The organism is Paenibacillus sp. BK033, from assembly GCF_004345425.1.
In the GTDB taxonomy this organism is placed as follows: domain Bacteria; phylum Bacillota; class Bacilli; order Paenibacillales; family Paenibacillaceae; genus Pristimantibacillus.
Map to the genome: position 1 here is coordinate 855,747 of NZ_SLVP01000002.1, position 22,082 is coordinate 877,828.

At 53.9% G+C, this 22,082-nt stretch carries 24 protein-coding genes; 5 read left to right on the top strand and 19 right to left on the bottom strand.

Features of this window, described 5'->3' with window-relative positions; translation table 11 throughout:
• Positions 1-113: 113 nt before the first annotated feature.
• Genes EV294_RS10865 through EV294_RS10875 form a run of 3 tightly spaced genes read right to left on the bottom strand, consistent with a single transcriptional unit; the run spans position 114 to position 1,271 of the window.
• Entirely contained in the window at positions 114-326 is a 213-nt protein-coding gene (locus tag EV294_RS10865; protein ID WP_132306614.1) for a hypothetical protein, read from the bottom strand.
• A 20-nt stretch (positions 327-346) separates the two neighbouring features.
• A complete protein-coding gene (locus EV294_RS10870; protein ID WP_127497648.1) occupies positions 347-661 on the bottom strand; it encodes a hypothetical protein in 315 nt (104 codons plus the stop codon).
• 40 nt (positions 662-701) lie between these two features.
• Positions 702-1,271 carry a xanthine phosphoribosyltransferase gene (locus EV294_RS10875; RefSeq protein ID WP_132306616.1) on the bottom strand — a complete coding sequence of 190 codons (570 nt, stop codon included), beginning with the start codon at positions 1,269-1,271 and terminating at the stop codon, positions 702-704.
• Between the two features lie 209 nt (positions 1,272-1,480).
• Here EV294_RS10875 and EV294_RS10880 point away from each other — a divergent pair, with 209 nt between their 5' ends.
• Positions 1,481-2,185 carry a hypothetical protein gene (locus EV294_RS10880; RefSeq protein WP_132306618.1) on the top strand — a complete coding sequence of 235 codons (705 nt, stop codon included), beginning with the start codon at positions 1,481-1,483 and terminating at the stop codon, positions 2,183-2,185.
• An 88-nt stretch (positions 2,186-2,273) separates the two neighbouring features.
• Entirely contained in the window at positions 2,274-3,311 is a 1,038-nt protein-coding gene (locus EV294_RS10885; RefSeq protein WP_132306620.1) for a YkvI family membrane protein, read from the top strand.
• On the opposite strand, the gene EV294_RS10890 is transcribed toward EV294_RS10885, so the two are convergent.
• Genes EV294_RS10890 through EV294_RS10900 form a run of 3 tightly spaced genes read right to left on the bottom strand, consistent with a single transcriptional unit; the run spans position 3,286 to position 8,890 of the window.
• On the bottom strand, positions 3,286-6,492 hold the full coding sequence (locus tag EV294_RS10890; RefSeq protein WP_165930648.1) for an AAA family ATPase: 3,207 nt from the start codon (positions 6,490-6,492) through the stop codon (positions 3,286-3,288). The genes EV294_RS10885 and EV294_RS10890 overlap by 26 nt on opposite strands.
• Complete coding sequence (locus tag EV294_RS10895) at positions 6,489-7,757, bottom strand: metallophosphoesterase family protein (RefSeq protein ID WP_132306624.1); 1,269 nt, start codon at positions 7,755-7,757, stop codon at positions 6,489-6,491. Before EV294_RS10895 ends, EV294_RS10890 begins: the two co-directional genes overlap by 4 nt.
• Before the next feature lie 2 nt (positions 7,758-7,759).
• Positions 7,760-8,890, bottom strand: coding sequence for a glycosyltransferase family 4 protein (locus tag EV294_RS10900; protein ID WP_132306626.1), 1,131 nt, complete (start codon positions 8,888-8,890; stop codon positions 7,760-7,762).
• A 312-nt stretch (positions 8,891-9,202) separates the two neighbouring features.
• Here EV294_RS10900 and EV294_RS10905 point away from each other — a divergent pair, with 312 nt between their 5' ends.
• Entirely contained in the window at positions 9,203-10,378 is a 1,176-nt protein-coding gene (locus EV294_RS10905; protein ID WP_132306628.1) for a GGDEF domain-containing protein, read from the top strand.
• A 236-nt stretch (positions 10,379-10,614) separates the two neighbouring features.
• Here the strand turns inward: EV294_RS10905 and EV294_RS10910 are convergent, their stop codons facing one another.
• From EV294_RS10910 to nrdI, 7 genes are all read right to left on the bottom strand, one after another.
• The gene (locus EV294_RS10910; RefSeq protein WP_132306630.1) at positions 10,615-11,280 is read right to left on the bottom strand and encodes an HAD family hydrolase; all 666 of its coding nucleotides are present in this window, start codon (positions 11,278-11,280) and stop codon (positions 10,615-10,617) included.
• Positions 11,277-11,960, bottom strand: a complete 684-nt coding sequence (locus EV294_RS10915; RefSeq protein ID WP_132306632.1) for a YjjG family noncanonical pyrimidine nucleotidase — start codon at positions 11,958-11,960, stop codon at positions 11,277-11,279. Before EV294_RS10915 ends, EV294_RS10910 begins: the two co-directional genes overlap by 4 nt.
• A 31-nt stretch (positions 11,961-11,991) precedes the next feature.
• The gene (locus EV294_RS10920) at positions 11,992-12,789 is read right to left on the bottom strand and encodes a PhzF family phenazine biosynthesis protein (protein WP_132306634.1); all 798 of its coding nucleotides are present in this window, start codon (positions 12,787-12,789) and stop codon (positions 11,992-11,994) included.
• A 120-nt stretch (positions 12,790-12,909) separates the two neighbouring features.
• On the bottom strand, positions 12,910-13,365 hold the full coding sequence (locus tag EV294_RS10925; protein WP_132306636.1) for a GyrI-like domain-containing protein: 456 nt from the start codon (positions 13,363-13,365) through the stop codon (positions 12,910-12,912).
• A gap of 239 nt (positions 13,366-13,604) precedes the next feature.
• Positions 13,605-14,561, bottom strand: coding sequence for a class 1b ribonucleoside-diphosphate reductase subunit beta (gene nrdF / locus EV294_RS10930; RefSeq protein WP_132306638.1), 957 nt, complete (start codon positions 14,559-14,561; stop codon positions 13,605-13,607).
• A 70-nt stretch (positions 14,562-14,631) separates the two neighbouring features.
• The gene (gene nrdE, locus EV294_RS10935; RefSeq protein ID WP_132306640.1) at positions 14,632-16,716 is read right to left on the bottom strand and encodes a class 1b ribonucleoside-diphosphate reductase subunit alpha; all 2,085 of its coding nucleotides are present in this window, start codon (positions 16,714-16,716) and stop codon (positions 14,632-14,634) included.
• On the bottom strand, positions 16,649-17,062 hold the full coding sequence (gene nrdI / locus EV294_RS10940; RefSeq protein WP_015845582.1) for a class Ib ribonucleoside-diphosphate reductase assembly flavoprotein NrdI: 414 nt from the start codon (positions 17,060-17,062) through the stop codon (positions 16,649-16,651). The genes nrdE and nrdI overlap by 68 nt, the downstream gene beginning before the upstream one ends.
• 318 nt (positions 17,063-17,380) lie before the next feature.
• Here nrdI and EV294_RS10945 point away from each other — a divergent pair, with 318 nt between their 5' ends.
• Together EV294_RS10945 and EV294_RS10950 are read left to right on the top strand one after the other, a co-directional pair.
• On the top strand, positions 17,381-17,602 hold the full coding sequence (locus tag EV294_RS10945) for a hypothetical protein (protein WP_132306642.1): 222 nt from the start codon (positions 17,381-17,383) through the stop codon (positions 17,600-17,602).
• A gap of 150 nt (positions 17,603-17,752) precedes the next feature.
• A complete protein-coding gene (locus EV294_RS10950) occupies positions 17,753-18,391 on the top strand; it encodes a thymidine kinase (protein WP_132306644.1) in 639 nt (212 codons plus the stop codon).
• Positions 18,392-18,499: 108 nt separating this feature from the next.
• Here EV294_RS10950 and EV294_RS10955 read toward each other — a convergent pair whose 3' ends face one another.
• Genes EV294_RS10955 through yhbY form a run of 6 tightly spaced genes read right to left on the bottom strand, consistent with a single transcriptional unit; the run spans position 18,500 to position 22,054 of the window.
• On the bottom strand, positions 18,500-19,261 hold the full coding sequence (locus tag EV294_RS10955; RefSeq protein WP_132306647.1) for a class I SAM-dependent DNA methyltransferase: 762 nt from the start codon (positions 19,259-19,261) through the stop codon (positions 18,500-18,502).
• A gap of 4 nt (positions 19,262-19,265) precedes the next feature.
• Complete coding sequence (locus EV294_RS10960; protein WP_132306649.1) at positions 19,266-20,210, bottom strand: CvfB family protein; 945 nt, start codon at positions 20,208-20,210, stop codon at positions 19,266-19,268.
• Positions 20,207-20,554, bottom strand: a complete 348-nt coding sequence (rsfS, locus tag EV294_RS10965; RefSeq protein ID WP_127497094.1) for a ribosome silencing factor — start codon at positions 20,552-20,554, stop codon at positions 20,207-20,209. The genes EV294_RS10960 and rsfS overlap by 4 nt, the downstream gene beginning before the upstream one ends.
• A gap of 3 nt (positions 20,555-20,557) precedes the next feature.
• Positions 20,558-21,130: a bis(5'-nucleosyl)-tetraphosphatase (symmetrical) YqeK gene (yqeK, locus tag EV294_RS10970; protein ID WP_132306651.1), complete on the bottom strand. Its 573-nt coding sequence runs from the start codon at positions 21,128-21,130 to the stop codon at positions 20,558-20,560.
• Positions 21,120-21,710, bottom strand: a complete 591-nt coding sequence (gene nadD / locus EV294_RS10975; protein WP_132306653.1) for a nicotinate-nucleotide adenylyltransferase — start codon at positions 21,708-21,710, stop codon at positions 21,120-21,122. The genes yqeK and nadD overlap by 11 nt, the downstream gene beginning before the upstream one ends.
• A 32-nt stretch (positions 21,711-21,742) precedes the next feature.
• On the bottom strand, positions 21,743-22,054 hold the full coding sequence (gene yhbY, locus EV294_RS10980) for a ribosome assembly RNA-binding protein YhbY (protein WP_132306655.1): 312 nt from the start codon (positions 22,052-22,054) through the stop codon (positions 21,743-21,745).
• Positions 22,055-22,082: the final 28 nt, after the last annotated feature.

A 22,082-nucleotide genomic window follows, 5' to 3' on the forward strand; every position in this document is an offset into this window, starting at 1 on the left:
ATAAACAGTCAAAGGTTTTGGTTAGTCTAGCGATAGATAACCGGAACCTTTTTTTCTTGCTCAGCACAAAAAAGCAGGAAACCCTGTATATACAGAGTTCCCTGCCACACTTGCTATTCCGCGGAACCGCGTTCGCTTGAGGCAAGCTCAAAACGGTAATTGCGGCTCAGCTTGACGACTCTCCTATTATGGCGACGGATTACGACGGTTGAATCATCCCATGCAACAACGATCCCAACCACGTCGTTCACTTCCATCTCATCGCGCACGACACGGATTTTTTCGCCGCTCTGGCGAAACCGATCCAACTGCTCTTCACTAATCACCGCTAATCCCTCCGTACGGACTAACCGACATGCTCCTTGGAATCATTGGTTTCATACCATTCATCGAGCACTCTCGAAGACATGACGCGCTTGGCGATATATTCTGCCTGACGTTCCGTGAATTGACCTTTCCATTCCTCACCGAGCTCTTCGCAAAGCTTCACAATCGTAAGAAGCTCCGACCATGCAACATAACGCTTGTACCAGAAAAATTGCGGATGCTCAATCATATAAGGATACAAATCATCAAATTCCGTATGCTTGCAATCTAGCGCGCGTTCGAAGTGAACTTTCGCGTCACCCAGTTTCGCAGTCAAAAATTCAGAAGTTATCATTGCCGCTGCCTCCCCTCGGTTCCTTCACTCTCATTATAACTTAGTCGAACTGAATTTGCCCGTTTTTCAAAGAAGTAACATTTACTAGCGATTCTACCCGTACCCCTTGCTCGCGAAGCGTTCTCGAACCGGCCTGGAAGGATTTCTCGAGGACAATCCCCATGCCAGCCAGCTCTGCGCCTGATCTCTCAATGATCTTGATCAGTCCGCGGGCCGCATCGCCGTTTGCGATAATATCGTCGATGAAGAGCACTTTATCCTCAGCCGACAAAAACTGCTTCGACACCATAATATCGGTCACCATCCCCTTTGTAAAGGACGGAACACGCTCCGAATACGCATCCGGATCCGCGATTAGAGTTTTCTTGCGGCGCGCAAATACAAGCGGTACAGCTAGTACGTACGCCGTGGCATAAGCAACGGGAATACCGGAGGATTCAATCGTAACGACTTTCGTAATTTTCTCGTCAGCAAACCGTTTTGCGAATTCATGTCCCATTTCCATCGTAAGAGCAGGATCGACCTGGTGGTTAAGTATGGAATCCAGCCGCAACACATCGTTTGAAAGCACCGACGCTTGCTCTAAAATTCGTTCTTTTAAAATATCCATCGTCATTTCCCTCCACCAAAATCTCTTTTCGATAACTTACCATAGGATAGGCGAACAACGCAACCCGGCTTTTTCATTTTTTTTGTCGAAGCAGGAGACGAATCATTTTATATAGAAGAGATATATAAAGCAAAGCAACTTTTTCCAGATATGGACGTTAATTAAGATAAGATAGGGGACAAAAAGCGACCCAAAAGGAGCGCAATCGCATGAACAAAACAACGCGAAACTACAAGGCGGCAAAATGGTCGGCCGTGATCGCCTTTACTCTCATTGCGGCAACCGGCTGTTCCGACCCATCGAATTCAACTCCCCCTTTGGGTATGCAGCCAACCGAGCGTTCTTCGGGTACCTATCCAACTGGCGATAGTCCGCAGAAAACCTACTCTCAAGGGCAGGATAGCCGGAAATACGGCAAAAAGCCCGAAGCAAGCGGCGCAAATGCATCCGGCGGAGATACGAGCGCGGAATCTTCCGGCAAAAGCGCATCGCCGTCCGGCACCGGCACAGCAAGCAAACAACCGCAATGGGACGCCTCCCATCCGGTCATGCTGGGGCTTCAGATTGGCGATTCCCATACCAAAGTATCCGAGCGCTATGGCAAAGCAGACGACGTATACAGCCTGAAGGACGACGCGGAGACCATAGAGGTTCACGAATACAAAGGTTTTGCCGTGGGGATCAACGAGGACAAAGCGATCCAGTACATAGAGGTTTACGATAAGTCGATTGCAACCGGGCTTAGCGGCGTTCGTGTCGAGGATAAGTCGGAAACCGTGCTTAAAGCGCTTGGAAAACCAACTTCCCAGAACAGCTACATTATTACTTACCAAGGCAAAGACTCGCTGCTTAAATTCGATCTTGATCCGGATCATAACAAAATCGTATCCATTAAGCTGTTAGCCGCCGCGTAACGGCTCTCCCATCCGGAAGTTGCTGTCATGCCCGTCCCTACTCGGACATACCTTCTTATATAGAAGGTTATTTTCGGGAGGACATGCCATGGCAAAGCGTACGGGAAAGGTTCTGCAAATCGCATCCACTTATATAGGCACAATTGTAGGCGCCGGTTTCGCGACTGGGCAGGAGATCCTGCAGTTTTTCACCCGCTTCGGCTACTGGGGTACACTGACGATCGCTGTCGCGACGGCGCTCTTTATATGGCTGGGCGGCAAAATGATGCTGATTGCGAGCGAAATCGGAGCAAGGTCCTACGAGGATCTGAATATTGCGTTGTTTGGCGATAAGTACGGAAAATGGATCAGCCATTTCATGCTGGTCGTGCTGCTGGGCGTAACGGCCGTGATGCTTGCCGGCGCGGGGACCATTTTTTACGAGAATTGGAATGTCTCCTATCAAACGGGATTAATCGTCACCATTGCCGCTTGTTTCTTCCTGCTTCGAAAAGGGATGAAAGCGATCCTGACGGTGAATGCGATTGTGGTTCCGGTGATGCTGCTCTTCACCGCTCTTATTATGGTAGACACGTTCCAAACGCCTGAAGCGGACAGGTTCATTACGATTGCGACCGACCATTCGGTGTGGGCGGCATGGGCCTCCCCGTTTCTGTATACCGCCTTTAACCTGTCGATGGCGCAAGCCGTTCTTGTGCCGCTCGGGTCGGAGGTTAAAGACCGGAAAACGATTGTGCTCGGATCATGGATTGGCGGCATCGGAATTGGCATTATGCTGCTGGCCGGACATATCGCGTTATCCGTTCATATGCCCGGCATCCAGCAGTTTGCCATCCCGATGGGAGGCATCGCCAAGCAGCTTGGCCATATCGTGCAGTATATTTATATCTTCCTCATATTCGCGGAGATCTTTACGACGCTTATTGCCGATATTTACGGGCTGACCCTCCAGCTCCAGGAGCGGCTGAAATGGTCGCGTCCTTTCATAACCTTTGGGATTCTCGCCTTCTGCTATGTTGCGAGCCAAATCGGTTTTGGCCCGCTGCTCTCCACGCTTTATCCGATTTTCGGACTGATCAGCTTAGGCTGGCTGTATCTGGTCATCCGACGAAAGATGGCCCACTGACGGCCGGGCGTGCGCCGGGCAGCTCGATTTGAACGGCATGGGGCATGCTTGCTTGCAGCGCAGCCCGTATATGCTCATGGCAGGTAAACAGAATCACTTGGCGCGATAGCGACAATTCCCCGAGTAATTGGGCAACGGCGTGCAAGCGCTGGCGGTCGAAGTTCACAAACAAAGCATCCAGCAGCAGCGGCATGCCCGCTGCTGCTGTTCGTTCCACGGCAAGCGCAAGGCGCATAGCCAGGTACACCAGTTCGGCCGTGCCGCGGCTTAACATAGCGGAATCGATCAAACGGTTGTCCGGCGTCTCGAGCCGGATGGAAGGCTGGTCCGGGGTCGTCGTTACCCGGATATACCTTCCTTCCGTAAGCCGTCGGACATAGTCGCCGGCCAGCCTGAGCAAGGCAGGCTGCCGCTCTTCCTCGTACGTTCGTTTCGTTGTGCGAATAAGGGAGGCGCTGACGGCCAGCACGGCATAACGCTCGGCATCCCCGGCAATCTGGGAGAGCGTCGTTTCCTTGACAGCCAGCAGCTCCCGGCGCCTCTCCTCCTGCAGCAGATGCTCCAGCTGCTGACGCAGCCTGCCCCGTTTATCCAGCAGATCTCCCCTATTCTTCTCCAGCTGCTCGGCTTCCGATCGAAGCCGATCGCAAAGCTGCTTCAGCTCATCTCCGTCATGGCTGGTCAACAGCAGCTCCAGCTCTTTTAACCGTTCCTCCGACATGCCTGCTTCGATTTCGATCTTTAGCTTGTTCAGCTCGTTATCGATCGCCTCCAGCCGGTTCCGGTGAACCAGAACGGCGGCAAATTCGGCTTCGTTGCGGAAGCCGGCAGCTTCCGTCAGCTGCCGGATGGAGGCCCCCTGCTGCTGCTGCTTGCTGCGGACAGCCATTAAGGCGTATTGCAGGGCTTGAAGCCGCTCATCCAGCCGGGCGGCTTCTTCCTGCGCCGCAGCCTGCCGGCGCAGCTCAGCCTGCAGGAGCCGCAAGGCTAGCGCGGGCTCCGCAGGAAGACGCTGCGCCGCGTCCGGGAAGGCGGCGCAAAGCTCCGCCGCGCGAGCCTCGAACGCGGCGATCTGGGTGCTGGCCGCCTCGAGCTTCGCTTGGCGGCGGTCCCGCTGCTGGAGCCGGTGCAAAGCTTGCTCGGCGAGCTCGAATATTTCGAGCGCCGCGTCCGGCGACATATCCGGCAGCGCGATCGCTTCGAGCCAGCCGCGCCATTGCCGGGCCGCGGCTGCGCGCTCTTCCGCCGCGGCGGCAGCCGCCTCGCGGCGCTCGCCCGCGGCAGCGCGAAGCCGCGCATGCCGGCGAGCCAGCTCGAGGCGGCCGGGGCCGAGCTGCTCGCTGCGCTGCAGCGCGGCGGCGCGCGCCTCGGCAGCGGCGCGCAGCTGCTCGCGGGCCGCGCCGGCCGCGTGCGGCGGCTCCGCCAGCAGCGCCGCGGCGGCTTCCGCGGGCGCGCTGACGAGCGCCGCCAGCGCTGCGCGGACGCGCTGCTCGCGCGCGGGCGCCGGCGCGGGACCGCGCGTGCTCCGCGGCCGGCGCCCAGCCGCGCGGCGCCCGCGGGCCGCGGCTAGCGCCGCCAGCGCCAGCGCGAGCGCGCCTAGCGCAGCAGCTGCGCCGGCTGCGCCAGGGAAAGCGCCGCCGCCTAGCGAGGCGGCACCAAGGGCAACAGCGGCGCCGCCGGCCAGCGCCGCGCCAATCCATAGCGGGCCGGCAGAGCCCTGGCCCGCTTCTCCCCGCGCGGCTGATCCCTGCAGCCGCTCCAGCTCCCACTCGCGCAGCGCGGCGTCGCAGCTATGCCATGCTGCTCGCATCGCGTCGCTCGTCTGCGGCAGGAACGCGGCGCTGCCGAACGCGCTCTGCCCGCCTGCCGCTGCTTCCGCCCGCGCAAGCTCGGCTTCCGCCTCGGCAAGCTGCTGCGCGGCCTCGCGCTCCTGCTGAATGACGGCCTGCAGATCGGCATGCAATCGTTCCGAGCTCCGCCCGGCTTCCGACTCAAGCTGTCTTTGCCCTCGCACATACTCGCGGTCCGATACGGTTAACTGCAGATCCAGCAGCTCCCGCACCCCCCAATTCGGGGCGATGCGGCCTAACAGCCGGGTCAAAGCTTCTCCATCCGCTTGCAGCTCGGCTGTCAGCGTAATTTTTTCCTCTCTCAGAAGCTGGATCCGTTCGCTCTCGAGCAGCAGAGCCTCCGCTTCCTCTTTTCGGGCAAGCAGTTCATTATTAACTTCAATGGCCTGACGCTTTTGCTTAATCAGCTGCTCCTCTTGCTCAAGCTGTTCTTGCTCTTGCGCGCTGCTTCTTTGCTCTTTCCGCAGTTCCTGCCAGTTATGCTCCGCTTCCGCCGTAATCCGCTGGGCGTCTGCAATCCCTGCCCGCTCCCGGCCAAGCTCAAGCTGCCTGAGCCATAACGGTCTTATCGCATGGGCCTTCCCGGCCAGCTGGACCGCAGACTGCCGATGCGGCTGCTCTGCTTCAAGCTGCTCGAGCTCCCGGCTAATCCGCTCAAGCTCTTGCTGGAGCCCGTTGTATGCTTGAATCGCATCTTCCTGCTCCCGAAGCTCCTGCTCGGTCTTCTCCAGCGTCTTCAGCCGCTTGTTGATCCGCTGGTTAGCTCCGCGCGGCTTGAACAGCTGCTCCATTTCGAGCTGCAGCCTTTTCTCGGCGGCCGCAATAGCTTTCCCGTTCTCCCAGCCGGCGTGGTACAGATAACGGCCTAACTCCTCATGGGATAACGCTCCGACCTGCTGCAGCTCCGTTAAGGTAATCGCGTACAGCTCGCGGAACAGCTGCTCGGTTGTACCGCCGAGAAACCGACGCTCCCATTCCTCCTGGGCCGGCCAGCTCTCCTCATGAATCTGAGCATCATGCTCCGTGAGGCTGGTCCGTCTAAGCTTCAAACGACCTCCGTTCACGTGGGCATACCGCTCCGCTATGTAGGCTTGGCCTTCATCATCCTCGAATACCAGCTGTCCGCCGTGAGTGCCGCCATGAACAGGCTCCTGACGTTCCGCCGGTTGATTCCGCCTTGCAAACCCAAACAAAATCGTCCGGATAAATCCGAACAGCGTACTTTTTCCCGCTTCATTCATGCCGTATAAAACAACGGAAGGACCGTCCAGCCTGCAGGTTAACCCTTGCAGCTGTCCAAAGCCGTCAATCCTGGCCTCCAGCAGCTTCATTCGTCCTTCCTCCCTTCTGGCGCCAGCAATCCAAGCACATGCTCCCTGGCCTGCTCCAGCCAATGCTCGGGCAGCTCGTCCCATTGCTTTCGGAGCAGCCTTCCCAGCTTGGCATGGCCGGAAAGCGGCGCAACGGCGGCGGCCGCTTCTTCTCTCCAGGCTTCCGTATCCCGCCCTAGCCGCCGGGTCAGCCTGAACAGCTCGCCCGCAAAGCTTTCCTCGTCCTCCAGCTCCGACAAACGGAGCTCCGCGCGCGTGTTAACTTCCAGCGCATAGACCCATGCGTGAGGGGAGCCTTGCTGCAATTGTTCAAGCAAGGTCCGCACAGTCAACATCTCCGTAAGCTTAAGGTGCAGCGGACCTTGACCTTCCAGCGTCAGACGAATCATAACAGGCCGGTCCTCGCCTTCTGCAGCAAGCCGATCCGCCTGCTCTTCCAATCGCTGCAGCAGCTCCTGCTCGGTATGTAAGCCGTTAATCGACAGTCCCGCGTCCAGCCAGCGAACGTCGTCTAACGGGAGAAAAGTCAGCTGAATAGCCCTTGAAGCCGAGACCTCTGCCAGGTAACAGCCCTTTGGTCCGGTCTCCCGCGGATTGCGCCCCTGTATATTGCCCGCGTACACGACATGAGGGTATTCGTGAAGGATTTTTCTTGAATGGATATGGCCTAGCGCCCAATAATCAAAGCCTTTGCCGGTCAGCTCCTCCAGCGAGCACGGCGCGTATGGATCATGGGAGGAATCCCCGTTTACGTTGCCATGAAGCAAAGCGATATGAAAAGGCGCTCCTTCAACAGGCGTATAGCGGGCGGCCAAATTTTCCGTTACATGCCGCTTCCCGTAAGACATCCCGTAGACAAAAGCAGCCAGCTCACCGTTTCTGCAGTAAGCCGGCCGATATTCCACGCCACTCGCGCCAAATTGCGTCACGTTGGACGGCAGCTTCAGCTCCGCCCGCGCGCCGTTCAGCGGATCATGATTGCCGTGTATGACAAAAACGGATATCCCGTATTGCTGCAGGCGCTCCCACTCTTTTAATAGAAGCAGCTGCGCTTTAAGCGAACGGTCCGCTTCATCGTACAAGTCGCCGGAGATCACGATAAAATCAACCTGCTCCCGAATCGCCGCATCCGTTAACCGGCGCAGGGCGCTGAAGGTCGAAGCCTGCAGCTTCTCCTTCAGCGTTTCCGGCACCTTGCTCAAGCCGCGGAACGGGCTATCCAGATGCAGGTCTGCCGCGTGTATAAAACGAAAAGGAACCGTCACGATTATTCCTCCGGTTTCAACGATAAGTAAACTTTCTTCATCTGCGAGATGACCCGCTGCAGCGAATAGACCTTCTTCGCCTTGTCCCAGCCGGTACGGGCCAGATTGTATCGGTAAGTCGGATCGGTTACCAGCTTCTCCAGCGCATCGGCAAGGGCCGGCGCATCTTCGGGCGGTACCAACAGGCCGTTGACGCCGTCCTCGATCTGCTCGGCGATACCGCCGACGTTCGTTCCGACCAGCGCAAGCCAGCACAAGGCCGCTTCGGCAAATACGGAGCCGAATGCTTCGGCGCGCGACGGCAGAACGAAGATGTCGAAGAACGGCATGAACTCCTCCGGATGAAGCATATAGCCGTAAAAAATAATATCATCGTATAAATCCAGCTCGACCGCCAGCTGCTCCAGCTCTTCCCGGATCGGACCGTCCCCGATAATATGCAGGACAAAGGGATGTCCGCGGCGCTTCAGTTCCGCGCAGGCGTGCAGCAGAATATCCAGACCTTTCGCGGGTACCAGGCGGCATACCGTAATAAACTGCGGAACGGCATTCTCGTGGGCAATCGGCTTGAAACGCTTCTCGTCGAAGCCGTTGGGAATAACCTTGATTGCGGAAGAATCCTTCATATAAGGGGACAGATAAGTCCGGAAAGAATCCGATACCGTCAGCAGACGGTCCAGCTTTGCTTCCAATTCGCCGTAGATGGAGGTCAGGAAGCGGTGCGCGATGCTGTTTTCCTCGATTTTGCCGTTCAGGACGAGCTCCCGTTCGAAGGAGGAGTGAATCGTCATCATGACCGGCGTATCCGGGAACAGCTGCTTCATGACAAGCGCCGCAATCGGATGATGCGCGTGAATGATATCGTAAGAACGCTTCAAACGCAGGCGCGTCCACCAAATATAGTCCCGCATCGTCTGTAAATATTTATCCACGATAGGATCGCCCAGAAACGGTGTCACATCGAAGGTTTCAAATACGATTTCCTCTTGTCCTTTTCCTCTTACCCGCTTCGGCAGCGAGAATAATTCCATTTGCCAGCCTAGTTTCAAAAAACGCTCTTGAATATAAGGCACCATGGAGGACACGCCGCCCGGTTGTTCCGGCGGAAAAAACAAAGCCTGTAGTATATTCAATGTCCTTCCTCCTAAAAAGAATTGTGAAGCAATTCTTACTTCGTAAGCATTTGCTTAAAAAAATGTCACACAAACGACCTGAAAAGGGGCCTTTGCGATGATTTTACTTCGTAAGCATCCGATTTTCTTCTTAGAAGAAGCTGTTCATCTTTAATTTTACACGGTCATGAACCGATATCTTAATTATTAGAAAGGATGCTTTATTAGGCAAATTCGTTCTGGGGTCATGCTTTTACCATCTCGTAAATCATGATATATTAGAACATATGTTTCTGTAAAGCAACACTCCATAGGATATGGTGATACTAAATTATGACAATCTTAACCTGGCTAACGGGGCCTAACGGCCAACTTATTTCTTCCGCTTGTGTCATTATCATCCTTCTACTGATGCTTTTCATGTCGACCCGGTTGTATGCCAGCTATCGGAACAAACGCATTTACCGGCTGCTTACCCTGACGATCCCGCTTTTTATGGTGCAAAATACCGTTTTGGCCATGCTTGCGTATCCCGAGCAGAAGCTTCCGCCATGGCTGCATATCGTTTCGATGATTTTGCAGATCGTCTCTTTCATCATTATAAACTTTGTCTTCATGAAATTATATACTCATCGCGGCGCGCAAATAAAAGTTATGCCTTTCGTTCTGCTGATCGCCTTAACCTTTGTGATTGCCGCGGTGCAGTCCGTCTTTATGGATCCATCGGATGATATCTTGCCGGGCGGGCAATACCGTCTCCTTGGACTCGATTTCTACTCGTTAATTGTAACCTTTATGATCCTGCTTGGCACCAAAGGCACCGAGATGAACGGCAAATTCTCGGCCAGTCTCATTACCTATTTTATTCTCGACCTGTCGAGAATTGCCGACGGCTATGTTTTTCACGGTTCGGTAAATTGGCTGGTGCTGCTCAGTTACTTCCTGCCGATCGTCTACTTCATGCAGCTGTTCCTTTTGCTATTCGAGTGGGTCATTGAGCGTCTTATGATGACTTATCAATCGTCAATAACGGATGGATTGACGGGCTTGTACAACCGGCGGCACTTTACTTCCAAGGCCGAACAGATTTTGCGGAGACAAAAGGGTCTTGCCGTTATCTTCTGCGATATCGACAATTTCAAGAAGCTGAACGATACGCAAGGCCATCATAAAGCCGATGTCGTGCTGAAACAGGTCGCGGAGATTATGAAAGAAGAGTCTGCGGGCATTGGCGCGGCCGGCCGTTACGGCGGCGAGGAGCTGCTGGCGTGCATCTCGACAGACCGGGTTAAACCGGACCGTGTCGCCGAATCCATCCGCAGCCGCGTTGAGAAAGAAACCATCGTTACGGTCAGCGTTGGCGTCAGCACCTCCAAGGACGGCATGGAGGTCGCTCAGCTCATTAAGCTGGCGGACGAAGCCATGTACCATTCCAAAACAACCGGCAAGAACAAGGTTACCTTATTCAACGCCATGCCAGCCAGCAAGAAAAAAGCATTATCCACGTAAACAAACAGGGCCTAGTCTCAGGCGGCGGCATGCCATCACAAGGACTAGGCCCTTTTTCATTCTATTGAAAATACCCTCGCCCGCTTACAGCAGCCATTGTCGCGGGTCTTGCGTAGCTCGGCGCAATCATCGCCAGCAGGCTTTTTACCTGCTGCTGCCCTCTCCGGGCGCCGCAAGGCAAGCTAGCTCTGCTGCATCAAGCATACGATGAAAATACCCGAAGCGGGCACCTACAATCACTTCCTGACCAGTCCTGCAAGCAGTTGACCCAGCTCTGCCACCGTACCTGCCAGATAGGTCGGCTCGGCCAGCTTCAGCTCCTCTTCGCTGCCGTAACCGTAACCCACGCCAATCGAGTCCAGGCCATGGCGCTTAGCCCCGATAATATCATGCTTGCGGTCGCCAATCATCACGGCATCCTCCGCGGACAGACCGCAGGAGAGCAGCACATGCTCGATAACCTCCCCCTTGTCGACGCGGGTATTGTCCAGGTTGCTGCCGCCTATAAACTCGAAATATTCGCTTAGCTCGAAATAAGAAATGATTTTCTCCGCGAAAAAGGTGGGCTTCGACGTAGCGACATACAAGGAAGCACCCTGCTCCTTCAAGCCGGCAAGTACTTCTTTGATGCCTTCGTACCGCTTGTTCTCGTACATGCCTCTTTCGGCGAAATACTCCCGGTAGTATTTGATCGCTTCCGTGCACATCGCGTCCGTAAAGCCGTAAAACTCTTTGAACGAGCCGGCTAGCGGCGGTCCGATAAAGGGATCGAGCACATCCAGGTTATCGATTTGAATGCCGAATTTGCTTAGTGAATATCGAATGGCGCTTGTAATGCCCAGCTTGGGATCGGTTAACGTCCCGTCCAGGTCGAATAAAATCGATGAATACGTCTTTGTCATAGCAGAGTCAGCACCTCGGATAATTGTTTGATTTCGAATTTGGGCTTAACGGGCGTCGTATTCGTCTTGTTATGCGGATTATACCAGCAGGTATCCATACCGCTGTTTAGCCCGCCTTGAATATCGGAGGTGAGCGAATCTCCTACGATAAGCACTCTGGACGGATCGGTAATGCCAAGCTTCTTAAACGCGTAATCGAAGATTCCGATATGCGGCTTCTGAAATCCTGTATCCTCCGACACGATAATATGCTCGAAGTAACGGTCCACGCCTGCCTTGGAAAACCGCGACAGCTGCACTTCCCGGATCCCGTTCGTAATAATCGCGAGTCTTACCTTGGAACGGAGTTCTTCCACAAGCTCCACCGCTCCGTCGATCAGATAGGCTCCCGCCCCCAAGTAACCGAGATAACGGTTGCTGAACTCCTCGGCTCCAATCGCAAGGCCCGTTCCATTGAATAGCCGGCTGAAACGCTCTACACGAAGCTCCGCAAGCGAGATCGCCCCTTTTTCGAAATCGTTCCACAGCTCCTGATTAATGGTCCGGTAGAGGGCTGCAAAGTCGGTATCCGGCGATTGAACCCCAAACTCCCCGAACACGCTCGTCAGAGCGAAGTCCTCTGCTTTCTTGTAGTCGAATAGCGTATCGTCAGCATCGAATAATATCACGTCGTAGTTCATTGCAGTCAAATCTCCTTGCTCTTCAATAGTGTTAGACCTCGAGTGTTCCTTGCAACATCATCTTTGCTTGGCCGGACAAAAGAACGCGGCTGCCGTTCACGGCTACCTTCACGATTCCGCCGCGCTTCGAAGCTTGATAGCCGGTCAGCTCCGGTTTGCGGAGCCTCCTAGTCCAATACGGCGCAAGCGCGCAATGGGCGACGCCCGAAACCGCAGCCTCGAATATACCCGCCTTCGGGAAAAAGGCGCGCGATACAAAATCATAGGGAGCATCCGCAGCTGCCTTTGCCGTTACAATGATTCCTCTACCTCCTGCCGCGGCAAGCTGCTGCCGATCGGGCTTTAAACTGCGCACCGTTTGCTCGCTGTCCACCTCAACCATATAATCCTGGCGGTACTTGCCGGTATATCGGGGAATTAGCCCAAGGCCTTGGATTAGAGCTTCCGGCGCATTCGCCGGCAAGGGCACCTCTTCCGGATAGTCCATTGTCATCCAGCCGTCTACTCCATTATAGTCAACGGTCAGTACCCCGCTCTTCGTAATAAATCGCGCCGTCTGGTCGGAACGAAGCCTCCCCGTATGCCACAGCGTATAAGCGGCCGCTAACGTGGCATGCCCGCCAAGGTCAACCTCCGACTCGGGAGTGAACCAGCGCAGGTCGTAGCCGTCCTCAATCGGGACCAGAAAGGCCGTCTCGGGCAGGTTTATTTCCGCAGCCACCTGCTGCATCCACCGTTCGTCCTCCGGCTTCCCGCATAGGCACACCGCTGCCGGATTACCGCGGAACGGCTCGCTTGTAAAAGCATCGGCCACATAAATCGGTTTCATTTTCCGACCTCCTCGTTCTCTTCATTATAATCGACAAACGCAAACGTCTCCATCTACCTTGAGAAAAGAGGCGGTAAACAGTAAAAAGCAGGGACACCGGCTAGGGCTCCCTGCATCCTTTTATTCGTCCCGCAACGGAATTAGAAGCTCGACTTCTTCCTCTTCCCAATGGCGTTCGTTAATGTAAAATACTTCGATCGCAAGCGCGCTGTCGTGCTTGTTCAGCTTCCGCTCGTTCATCCAGGCAAACAGCTGCTCGTAAGCTTCGCCGATTCGTTTGTTCGAGGTAGCCACCATGGCATAGCGGTGTTCCGGAATCGTGAACTGTACCATGCCCCTTGGAAGCTCCTCCATATGATACACCTCATAACAAGCCCAATAGGAAGCAAATACTTCATTGCCGAAATACGGGCTGTACAGAACAGGTGATTTGGATACGGTATTTAATTCATGCTTGCGGGCTAAAAACTCGCTCTGCAGCCGGATCGCTTCATCCGGGAATGTGGAATACGGACCGCAATAGCTAATTCCGGCCAAATGGATAGCGGGCTTCGTAATGATGGAGCAGTTGTCCAAGCGAATTCCTCCTAAAAAGTTTTGCCAAGGTAAAACGGCTTCGCCGTCCTTTTATTGATGCAAAACTTACTTCGCAAGCAAGCCATTGCTTAATCCCGTCGGTACGTCTGCGCTGGGATGAGCATTTATTCCGCCATTAGTGTATCATGAATTACCATTTTCAGGATAGTATTTTAATTGTTTTTTCCGGCTGACCGCAAACAAAAAAAGCCGGCTTCGGAAGCCGGCTGTGAATGACCTTACATATTAAAAACGAAGTCCTCGTCGCGCAGCTGCTCGATGTGAACGGTACGCACATAACCGTTGCCTTTTTTCGAGAAGAAATCATGCTGCTTGGTGTGCGTGCTGATGCCGTTGAAGACGATCGGATTGACCGGCTCTTCCGGGAAGTACGGATCAAAGCCCAGGTTCATCAGTGCTTTGTTCGCATTGTAACGGACGTAAGCTTTCACTTCTTCCTGAAGCCCGATCGGGCTGTACAGGTTATCCGTGTAAACCACTTCGTTCTCATACAGCGTATTCAGAAGGGCGAATACTTCTTCTTTCAGCTGAGCTTGCTCTTCCGGCGTAAATTCGTTGAACAGCTCTTGAGCCAGAACGCCAACATACAGGCCATGGATGCTTTCGTCGCGGAGGATCAAGTCGATAATCTCGCCGCTGCTTGTCATTTTGCCTTGACCAGCCAGGTAGAGCGGATAGAAGAAGCCGCTGTAGAACAGATAGCTTTCGAGGAATACCGAAGCGGCCATCGCTTTGTACAGCTGCTGCTTGGTTTCGATGCCTTGATACCAGGAAGAGATCAGAGTCGCTTTCTTCTGAAGCTGCTCGTTTGTCTCTACCCACCCAAAGATCGCGTCGATCTCTTCCGTCGACGCCAGCGTCGTAAAGATACTGGAATACGACTTCGCATGGATTTGCTCCATCATCGACATAAACGCGAGTACCGCTTTGCGCTGCAGGCCGTCTACATGCTCGAGAATTTTCGGCATGCCGATGCCGCCTTGAATCGTATCGAGAAGCGTCAGACCGCCAAGCACGTTTTTATATACAGAGCGTTCGGTGTCGCTCATTTCCATCCAGTCCATTTTATCGTCGGAAAGTGGAATTTCTTCGTCTGTCCAGAATTGCATCACGTTCTGCTGCCAGAAGGTAAGCGTAAAATCGTCGTCCGGACGGTTCCAGTTTACTGCTTTCATCAATCCTGCTCCTTTGGTTAAAGGCTGCTTTCCGATTCTCCTCTTCCGGCAGCCTTGTCGTTAGTTCGAATTATACGGCGCAGCTTGTGCATTCCTCAACGGAAAGACGCTTCGTTCTCGTATAGTAGAGCGATTTGAGCCCCTTCTGAGCGGCATAGATGTAGAAGCGCGCCAGCTCGCGGGTCGTTACGTTGCTGTTCACGTGAAGGACGGTCGAGATCCCTTGGTCCACGTGCTGCTGAATTTCCCAAATCAGGTCAATCAGCTTGAATTGATCGATATTGTAAGCCGATTTGTAGTAGAAGTAGTTATCTTGAGCCAGGTAAGGCATCGGATAGTACGTCGTCGAGTTCGCGTAAGTACGGGTCTCGATATGCTCTACGATCGGCATAACGCTCGAAGTCGAGTTTTGGATGTACGAGATGCTTTGCGTTGGCGCAATCGCCAGACGGTAAGCATGGTACAGGCCGTATTTTTGCACGTTCTCCTTCAATTCAGCCCAGTCCTGAGGAGACGGGATTTCCATGCCTTCGAACAGTTCTTTGACTTTATCCGATGCTGGACGGAAGTCCGTTTCGATATAGCGGGTGAAATAAGTGCCCTTTGCGTATTCGGAACGTTCGAAATCCTTGAAGGTTGCGCCGCGTTCCTTGGCGATTTCCATGCTCTTCTCGATCGAGTAATAGTTCATCATCATAAAGAATGCGCTCGCGAATTCTTTCGCCTCGTCGCTCTCGTAAGCAATCTTGTTCTTCGCGAAGAAACCGTTCAGGTTCATTGCGCCAAGGCCAACGGAGTGAAGCTCTTCGTTTGCTTTGCGTACGCCCGGCGCGTTGTCGATCTCGGATACGTCGCTGACCGTCGTCAGAGCTTCGATGCCGACATGGACGGATTCTTTGATTTTCTTGCGTTCCATGACGTTCACGATGTTGAGCGATGCCAGGTTGCAGCTGATATCGCGGCGGATGACATCGTCCATTCCGTAATCGTTGATCGTCGAAGTCTCTTGCACTTGGAAAATTTCGGTGCAAAGATTGGACATCTTGATTTGACCGATATCCTTCAGGGCGTGAACTCGGTTGGCGTTCGATTTGTTCATGATGTAAGGGTAGCCGGATTCCAGCTGGATCGAAGCGATCTTCGTCATCATGTCGCGGGCGTTCATGACCGCTTTTTTCACGACTTTATCGTTAGCAAGCAGCTCTTCGTACATCACGTCCATGTCCATGTCGTCGAGGTGCTTGTCGTATGCTTTATGAACGGAATGAGGGCCAAATACGTACAGCGTTTCGTTCTTTGCGGCCAGCTCATAGAATTTATTAGGTATGATCAAGCCGATCGACAACGTTTTGATCCGTGTTTTCTCGTCGGCGTTAATTTTCTTGCAGTCGAGGAACTCGATAATATCCCAGCCGAAAATGTTGTAGTAGCCCGCGCCGGAGCCTTTGCGCTGACCCATTTGGTCCGCGTAGGAGAAAGCGTCCTCCATCAGCTTCAGTACCGGCATGACGCCTTTTGCGGCGCCTTCCACGCCTTTGATGGCCTCGCCGCGTCCGCGCAGCTTGGACAGGTTAACCGCTACGCCGCCGCCGATCTTCGACAGCTGCATGCATGTGCCAAGCACATAGTTGATCGAGTTCAGGGAATCGTCCATCTCCAGCAGGAAGCAGGATACCATTTCGCCGCGGCGGCTTTTGCCGGCGTTCAGGAACGTTGGAGTAGCCGGCTGCAGACGCTGCTCGATCATCGCTTCCGCAATGCGGAGCGCTTTCGCCCCATCGCCTTCGCCAAGGTTCAGGGCAACGATTGCTACGCGGTCCGGATACTGCTCCAGGTACTTCGATTTATCGTTAGTCTTCATGGCGTAGTCTTTGTAGAATTTCGAGATTGCCATATACGATTCGAATTGGAAGCCGCTACTCTCGGTCAGCGTGAACACCGCCTCGATCTCCTCATATGTATATTTCTCGTATACATTCTCGTAAAAGTCGTTCTCGATGAGGTAGTCCAGCTTCTCGCGGAGGGAACCGAATTTCACGCTTTTCGCGTCCACTTCCTCCATAAATGCGGCTACCGCCTCTTTATCTTTATCCAATTGATAGAAGCCGTCCGCTCCTCGTTGCATCAATTCGTTGTTCAGCTCGATGTGTTTCAATATTTCGCACCCTTTCGACAAAGTATTCCATATCTTGATTCGTACCGGATAATTCAAACTTCGATAGGACCGGCACGTTGAACAGGCTGGAGATCGTATCCGCGCTTTTCGCGAAGCCGTCTCCCCAGTTCCGATTGCCGCTTGCGGATACCCCTTGCAGATTATTGCTGTTGCGGTTCAAGAAATTCATGACGCGCTCCGGCACCTGACCGAATCCTGTCGTGTAGGTAACCAGCACGTAAGGCTCGTCCACTATGTCAAGCTCCCCAATGGGCACCGCTCTCATATTCAATTTGTTGATAAAGCGTTTCACATTGCCTGTTCTTGAATCGTAGACTACCAACATGCTTCTCTCTCCTTAAAAGAATTGCAAAGCAATTCTTGCTTCGTAAGCTTCGATCTAGCAACGTCTATCACTGAAATTTCAGCAATATAAAAGCGCTTCTGACAGCAAAGATGTCAAATGCGCTAGTTGACAAAATCGTTGAAATATGACCTTACAACTCAATATGTAGTTGATGAATTTGATTCTACATCAAGATATAGGTCTCGTCAATGCAAATTATGGAGAAATTATTTATTTGGGCTTTTTCGACACTCGACTATTTTAACAGATGCAGATATGATGGGATAGTGACATTTTATTGCTAATACGGAGGTACAAATGGACAAGCAAATAACGCCGGAGCAGCTGCGCGAGGCCGTGCTCCAGCTGTTCCGGGATGCCGGATATACCGTACCCGAACTGCTGCCTTACATAGATGGTTTGAGCCAGGAGAACGATCGTCTGAAGCAGGAATTGAAACGTTTGAGACTGGCGGCCGCCCGCGGATCGGCCTCCTCGGATTCTATGAACAGCAGATTGAAGGACGCGTTAAGGGAGTAATTAATAGATCGGAATTTGGACGGCAAAGATTTATAGCAAAAACTATATCTAGTGTTCACCGTTTAAAAATTATGTCGAATACCCCTGTTGCATCGGCGACTTATTCTGATAAAATAATACAACCATTGAAGCGAAGGTAAGGGATAAGTCATGGATAGAGGATTCGTTACGGTCATCATAGGTCCGATGTTTTCGGAAAAATCGGGAGAGCTCATCCGCCGCTGCCAGAAGCTGATGAAATACGGCCGAAAGCAGGTACGGGCTTATAAGCCGGCCGAGGATGACAGGTTCAGCAATGAGGAGATCGTCAGCCGGATCGGCTACCGCCTTCCCGCGACAAGCGTACCGCGCGCTCTCCCGGCATCCTCGGTGGAACAAATTCTGCTCGAGTCGAAAGATGCCGACGTGGTGGCGTTCGATGAGGCGTCCTTCTTTGGGAAGCCTATCATCGCTCTCGTAGAGGAGCTGGCTTATCAAGGGAAGCATATTATCGTAGACGGTCTTAATATGGATTACCGGGGCAAAGAATTCGGCTACATCGGCGGCCTGCTGGCGATTGCCGACGAAATTGTGAAGCTGACGTCGTTCTGCGCCGTTTGCGGCGATGCCAATGCGACCTTTACGCAGCGTATCGTCAACGGCAAACCGGCCAAGCTTGGACCGGTCTTCCTGATCGGCGATACGGAGAGCTACGAGCCCCGCTGCCGCTCCTGCTTCGTCCCGCCGCACAAAGTGACGGGCGATGCAGCCGAAGAGCTCACAGACACGATTACAGCTTCTCAAGCATAAACGGCAAGCTATCCTTGGAAGAAGCTGAGGATGAAAAATAACAGGGTTGTCAACTGTCACTTGAAGTGACGGAAGACAACCCTGTTTGCTTTCAAATTTTCTGCCGCATCATTTCACGGCCGCAAAGAACAGCCGCTCCGAACCGTCTCCCGCAGGTTCAAGTTCAAAGTCCGCATAACAGTCGACCGAACGGAAGCCCGCCCGCTTCAAGGCGGCTTCCATCCAGCCGCGGCCATACGCCCGCTGTTCATGAATTTCTTCGAAGCGCTCGAACCGGCCGCTTTTCTCCTGGGCGAATATGGTCAGATGATGCTCGATCTGAAGACGGGACTCGTCGAGCTCGCAAGTCCATATGTAGGCCACCTCGTCCTCGTCGAGCACAAAAGGCTGCTCCTCCGCGTAACGAAGGAACACCTTTGGATCATGGACGTCGAACAGGAACAGTCCGCCCTCGCGCAAATTATCGTAAGCCGCCTTAAAGGCCGTCTCCACGTCTTTCTCCTCGGTCAGATAGTTCACGCAATCGCAGAACGAAATCACGGTATCGACGGGCTCTGCAAGCGTCCACTCCCGCATATCCTGCTCCAGCCAGGTTACGTTCCCCCGTGCGCGGGCCATTTGCGAGGAAGCTTCATCCCATTTGCTGCGCGCAACGGTCAGCATATCGGCAGAAAGGTCGATGCCGTATACCTCCAGCCCGGATAAGGCCAGAGGAATCGCAATGCTGCCCGTTCCGCAGCCGAGATCGGCAACCGTCCTCGGCATGCCGTAACGTTCCCAGCTGTCATGGGCGAATTGCAGCCAGTCCTCGTATGGCATGTCCTGCATCAGCCGGTCGTAGACCGATGCGAATTGACCGTATGCATCCATGCCGCTATTCCTCCGTTGACTGAACCGAAGCTGACGCTGAAGAATCTGAACCGGCATCCTCCGCTTTAGTCGGATCCGCCAGATAAGTCCAGCTTCCTTTTTGCGTGATGAGACCGTCCCTCATCAGCTTTCCTAAAGCGCGCTTGAAGGCCGATTTGCTGATGCCGAAGCGCTGCTTGACCGTTTCCGCAGGCGTTTCGTCGGAGTAAGGCATGCCGCCGCCCGGACGCTCCTTCAGGAAGGCCAGAATGCGACCCGCATCCTCAAGCCGGCCTTCCTGCTTCAGCTTCGCCATCGACAGATTTACGCGTCCATCTTCGCGGATGAACGTCACACGCGCGGATACCCGCTCGCCAAGGCGAAGCGGGCGGACGCGCTCGGGTGCCGGAATCAGTCCGTATACGCCAAAGCCAACCACGCCGCCGTCGACTAGCACGAATGAGCCCATCTGGAGCGACTTGGTGACCCAGCCTTCCACCCATTGGTTGCGCCACGATTGCGGAGCCTGGAATACGAGCGGTCCAAGCTCCTCCTCGCCAGCCGTTCTCGCGAGCAATCGTCCGGCCTTGTCGTGACCAAGCACGACATGGACCTCATCGCCCGGCAGCGGACGGAATTCCACCTTCTCCGGGAGCTCCGAAATCGGAAGCAGCAGCTGACGTCCCAATCCAAATTCCAGGAAGCAGCCGAGACGCGGATGCACGTCCGCGACCTTCAGCCGCGCCATCTCTCCAAGCAGGAGCTTTGGACGCTTCATCGTTGCCGCAATCCGGTCCTCGGAATCGTAGAAAATGAAAACCTCTACTTCATCGTTCATTTTCGGCTTCTTGCCGACCAGTTCGGTATAGTGCAGAAGCACTTCCGACTCATCATCGGTCAGGAAATAGCCGTAGGGCGACACTTCGCGTGCCACCCTTAAAGTTACCATCGTACCGGCTGTCAGACTCATGCGAACTCCACTACCTTCGCATCGGACCACAGGCGTTCGATATTATAATAATCGCGTTCATCGCGGTGGAACACATGGACAATGACATCGCCAAGGTCAATCAGTACCCAGCGAGCAGAATCCATGCCTTCAATGCCTTTTACGCGTACGCCGCGCATTTCCGCCTGCTTGCGGATTTCCGTTGTAATCGCCTGTACCTGCGTGTCCGAATTGCCGTGGCAGATAACGAAATAGTCAGCCACCAGCGAGATTTCTTTCAAGTTTAATGCTACGATGCGATGCGCTTTCTTGTCTTCCGCAGCCGCCACCGTAATTTGCAGCAGTTCATCCGAATGTACGGTCATAGCTCAGCCTCCTTGTTTTTGCTGTTCAATTAGATCATTGCGGGATTCCACCGTAAGGGGATATATCCGGTTCCCTTTCTCCAGCAGGAAAGAGATCGTTGAATCAAAGCCGGCGATTAGCGCCTGTTCCAGACTTGTCTCGCTCAGCTCGCGTATGCGGTCGACTCCGGGGAAGTCCCGTCCCGGTTCCATATAATCGGCCAGACAAACCACTTTGTCCAGCTTGGTCATTCCTACCCGCCCGGAAGTATGATACCGGATGGCATCCAGCACTTCCCGATCCTTCACGCCGTATTCATGCTCGGCTACCCAGTAGCCGACCTCGGCATGCCATAACGCCTTGTCATGGTTCAGCAGCCCTTGGTCAAGCCGCTTCTCCCGGATAATCTGTTCCATCTTCGCGATCGGCCAATATTTGGCCACGTCATGGAGGATAGCCGCAAGCTCTGCTTTCACCGGATCTTCCCCAAACCGCCCGGCAAGGATAACGGAAGTTTCCATAACCCCTTCCACATGCTTCCAGCGCTTCTCCGGCATTTGCGATTTGACCGATTCGATCATTTGTTCACGATTCATAAAGCCCTCTCCCCTTTATAAACTGATGAACGGTGTCCGGAACCAGATAAGCAATCGAACGCCCCGCATGTACTCTGCTTCGAATATCCGTGGACGATATGCCGATCGGCGGCATGTCCGCCATCGTCACGCGCCGGCGGAGAAAGTCCGGCAGTTCATCCAGCTTTACCGACGTCCCTTCCCGTTCCAGCCCAATGAAGGTAATCAGCTCCGCCAGCTCTTCTATACGATGCCATTTAGGCAGATCGTTAATCCGGTCCGACCCGATAATATAGGAAAAGGCGTTGTCCGGGTACCGCCTCTTCAGTTCCAGCACCGTGTCGATGGAATAACTCATTCCGCCGCGTTCCAGCTCGATGTCAAGCGCTTTGAAGGCCGGGTTGCCTCCCAGCGCTTCCTGAACCATTTGAAGTCTCAGCTTGCTGCTTGCACCCGGCCGATTATCCTTTAGAGGCGGCTGATAAGTCGGAATAAACCATACCTCGTCCAGCCCGCAGCCGTCGCGGGCCGCTTCAGCCGCAATCAGATGACCGGTATGAACCGGATCAAACGTGCCGCCCATAATGCCGATTCTGCTCATTAAGCGCTACCCATCCTTTTGCGGCAACGGCGTTATTTCGCCGCAGCCTTAGGCAGCTCGATCTTGCGGTACTTTTCTTCGGTCGCCTGCTTGTACAGAACGATCGTTTTTCCGATAACCTGAACCAGCTCTGCACCGGCAGCTTCCGCCACTTCCGCGCCGATTTCTCTTGGATCGTCCAGACAGTTGTTCAATACCGAAATCTTGATCAGCTCCCGCACTTCAATCGCTTCTTCAATGTGGCGGACAAGCTGATCGTTGGTGCCGCCTTTGCCTACCTGGAAGATCGGCTGCAGATGATGAGCCAGCGATCTGAGGTGACGCTTTTGTTTGCCTGTTAACATGGTAGTTCCTTCTTTCATCTCTATAGGT

Bases quoted from the DNA above. Each gene is read 5' to 3' on its own strand.
- EV294_RS10945 (WP_132306642.1), top strand. From the start codon at position 17,381: ATGGACAAGCAAATAACGCCGGAGCAGCTGCGCGAGGCCGTGCTCCAG.
- EV294_RS10890 (WP_165930648.1), bottom strand. From the start codon at position 6,492: ATGAAGCTGCTGGAGGCCAGGATTGACGGCTTTGGACAGCTGCAAGGG.
- rsfS (WP_127497094.1), bottom strand. From the start codon at position 20,554: ATGACCGTACATTCGGATGAACTGCTGCAAATTACGGTGGCGGCTGCG.
- EV294_RS10960 (WP_132306649.1), bottom strand. From the start codon at position 20,210: ATGAGTCTGACAGCCGGTACGATGGTAACTTTAAGGGTGGCACGCGAA.
- EV294_RS10870 (WP_127497648.1), bottom strand. From the start codon at position 661: ATGATAACTTCTGAATTTTTGACTGCGAAACTGGGTGACGCGAAAGTT.
- EV294_RS10955 (WP_132306647.1), bottom strand. From the start codon at position 19,261: ATGGATGCATACGGTCAATTCGCATCGGTCTACGACCGGCTGATGCAG.
- EV294_RS10920 (WP_132306634.1), bottom strand. From the start codon at position 12,789: ATGAAACCGATTTATGTGGCCGATGCTTTTACAAGCGAGCCGTTCCGC.
- EV294_RS10905 (WP_132306628.1), top strand. From the start codon at position 9,203: ATGACAATCTTAACCTGGCTAACGGGGCCTAACGGCCAACTTATTTCT.
- EV294_RS10915 (WP_132306632.1), bottom strand. From the start codon at position 11,960: ATGAACTACGACGTGATATTATTCGATGCTGACGATACGCTATTCGAC.
- nadD (WP_132306653.1), bottom strand. From the start codon at position 21,710: ATGAGCAGAATCGGCATTATGGGCGGCACGTTTGATCCGGTTCATACC.
- yhbY (WP_132306655.1), bottom strand. From the start codon at position 22,054: ATGTTAACAGGCAAACAAAAGCGTCACCTCAGATCGCTGGCTCATCAT.
- EV294_RS10880 (WP_132306618.1), top strand. From the start codon at position 1,481: ATGAACAAAACAACGCGAAACTACAAGGCGGCAAAATGGTCGGCCGTG.
- nrdF (WP_132306638.1), bottom strand. From the start codon at position 14,561: ATGAAAGCAGTAAACTGGAACCGTCCGGACGACGATTTTACGCTTACC.
- yqeK (WP_132306651.1), bottom strand. From the start codon at position 21,130: ATGAATCGTGAACAAATGATCGAATCGGTCAAATCGCAAATGCCGGAG.
- EV294_RS10910 (WP_132306630.1), bottom strand. From the start codon at position 11,280: ATGACAAAGACGTATTCATCGATTTTATTCGACCTGGACGGGACGTTA.
- EV294_RS10875 (WP_132306616.1), bottom strand. From the start codon at position 1,271: ATGGATATTTTAAAAGAACGAATTTTAGAGCAAGCGTCGGTGCTTTCA.
- nrdI (WP_015845582.1), bottom strand. From the start codon at position 17,062: ATGTTGGTAGTCTACGATTCAAGAACAGGCAATGTGAAACGCTTTATC.
- EV294_RS10950 (WP_132306644.1), top strand. From the start codon at position 17,753: ATGGATAGAGGATTCGTTACGGTCATCATAGGTCCGATGTTTTCGGAA.
- EV294_RS10885 (WP_132306620.1), top strand. From the start codon at position 2,274: ATGGCAAAGCGTACGGGAAAGGTTCTGCAAATCGCATCCACTTATATA.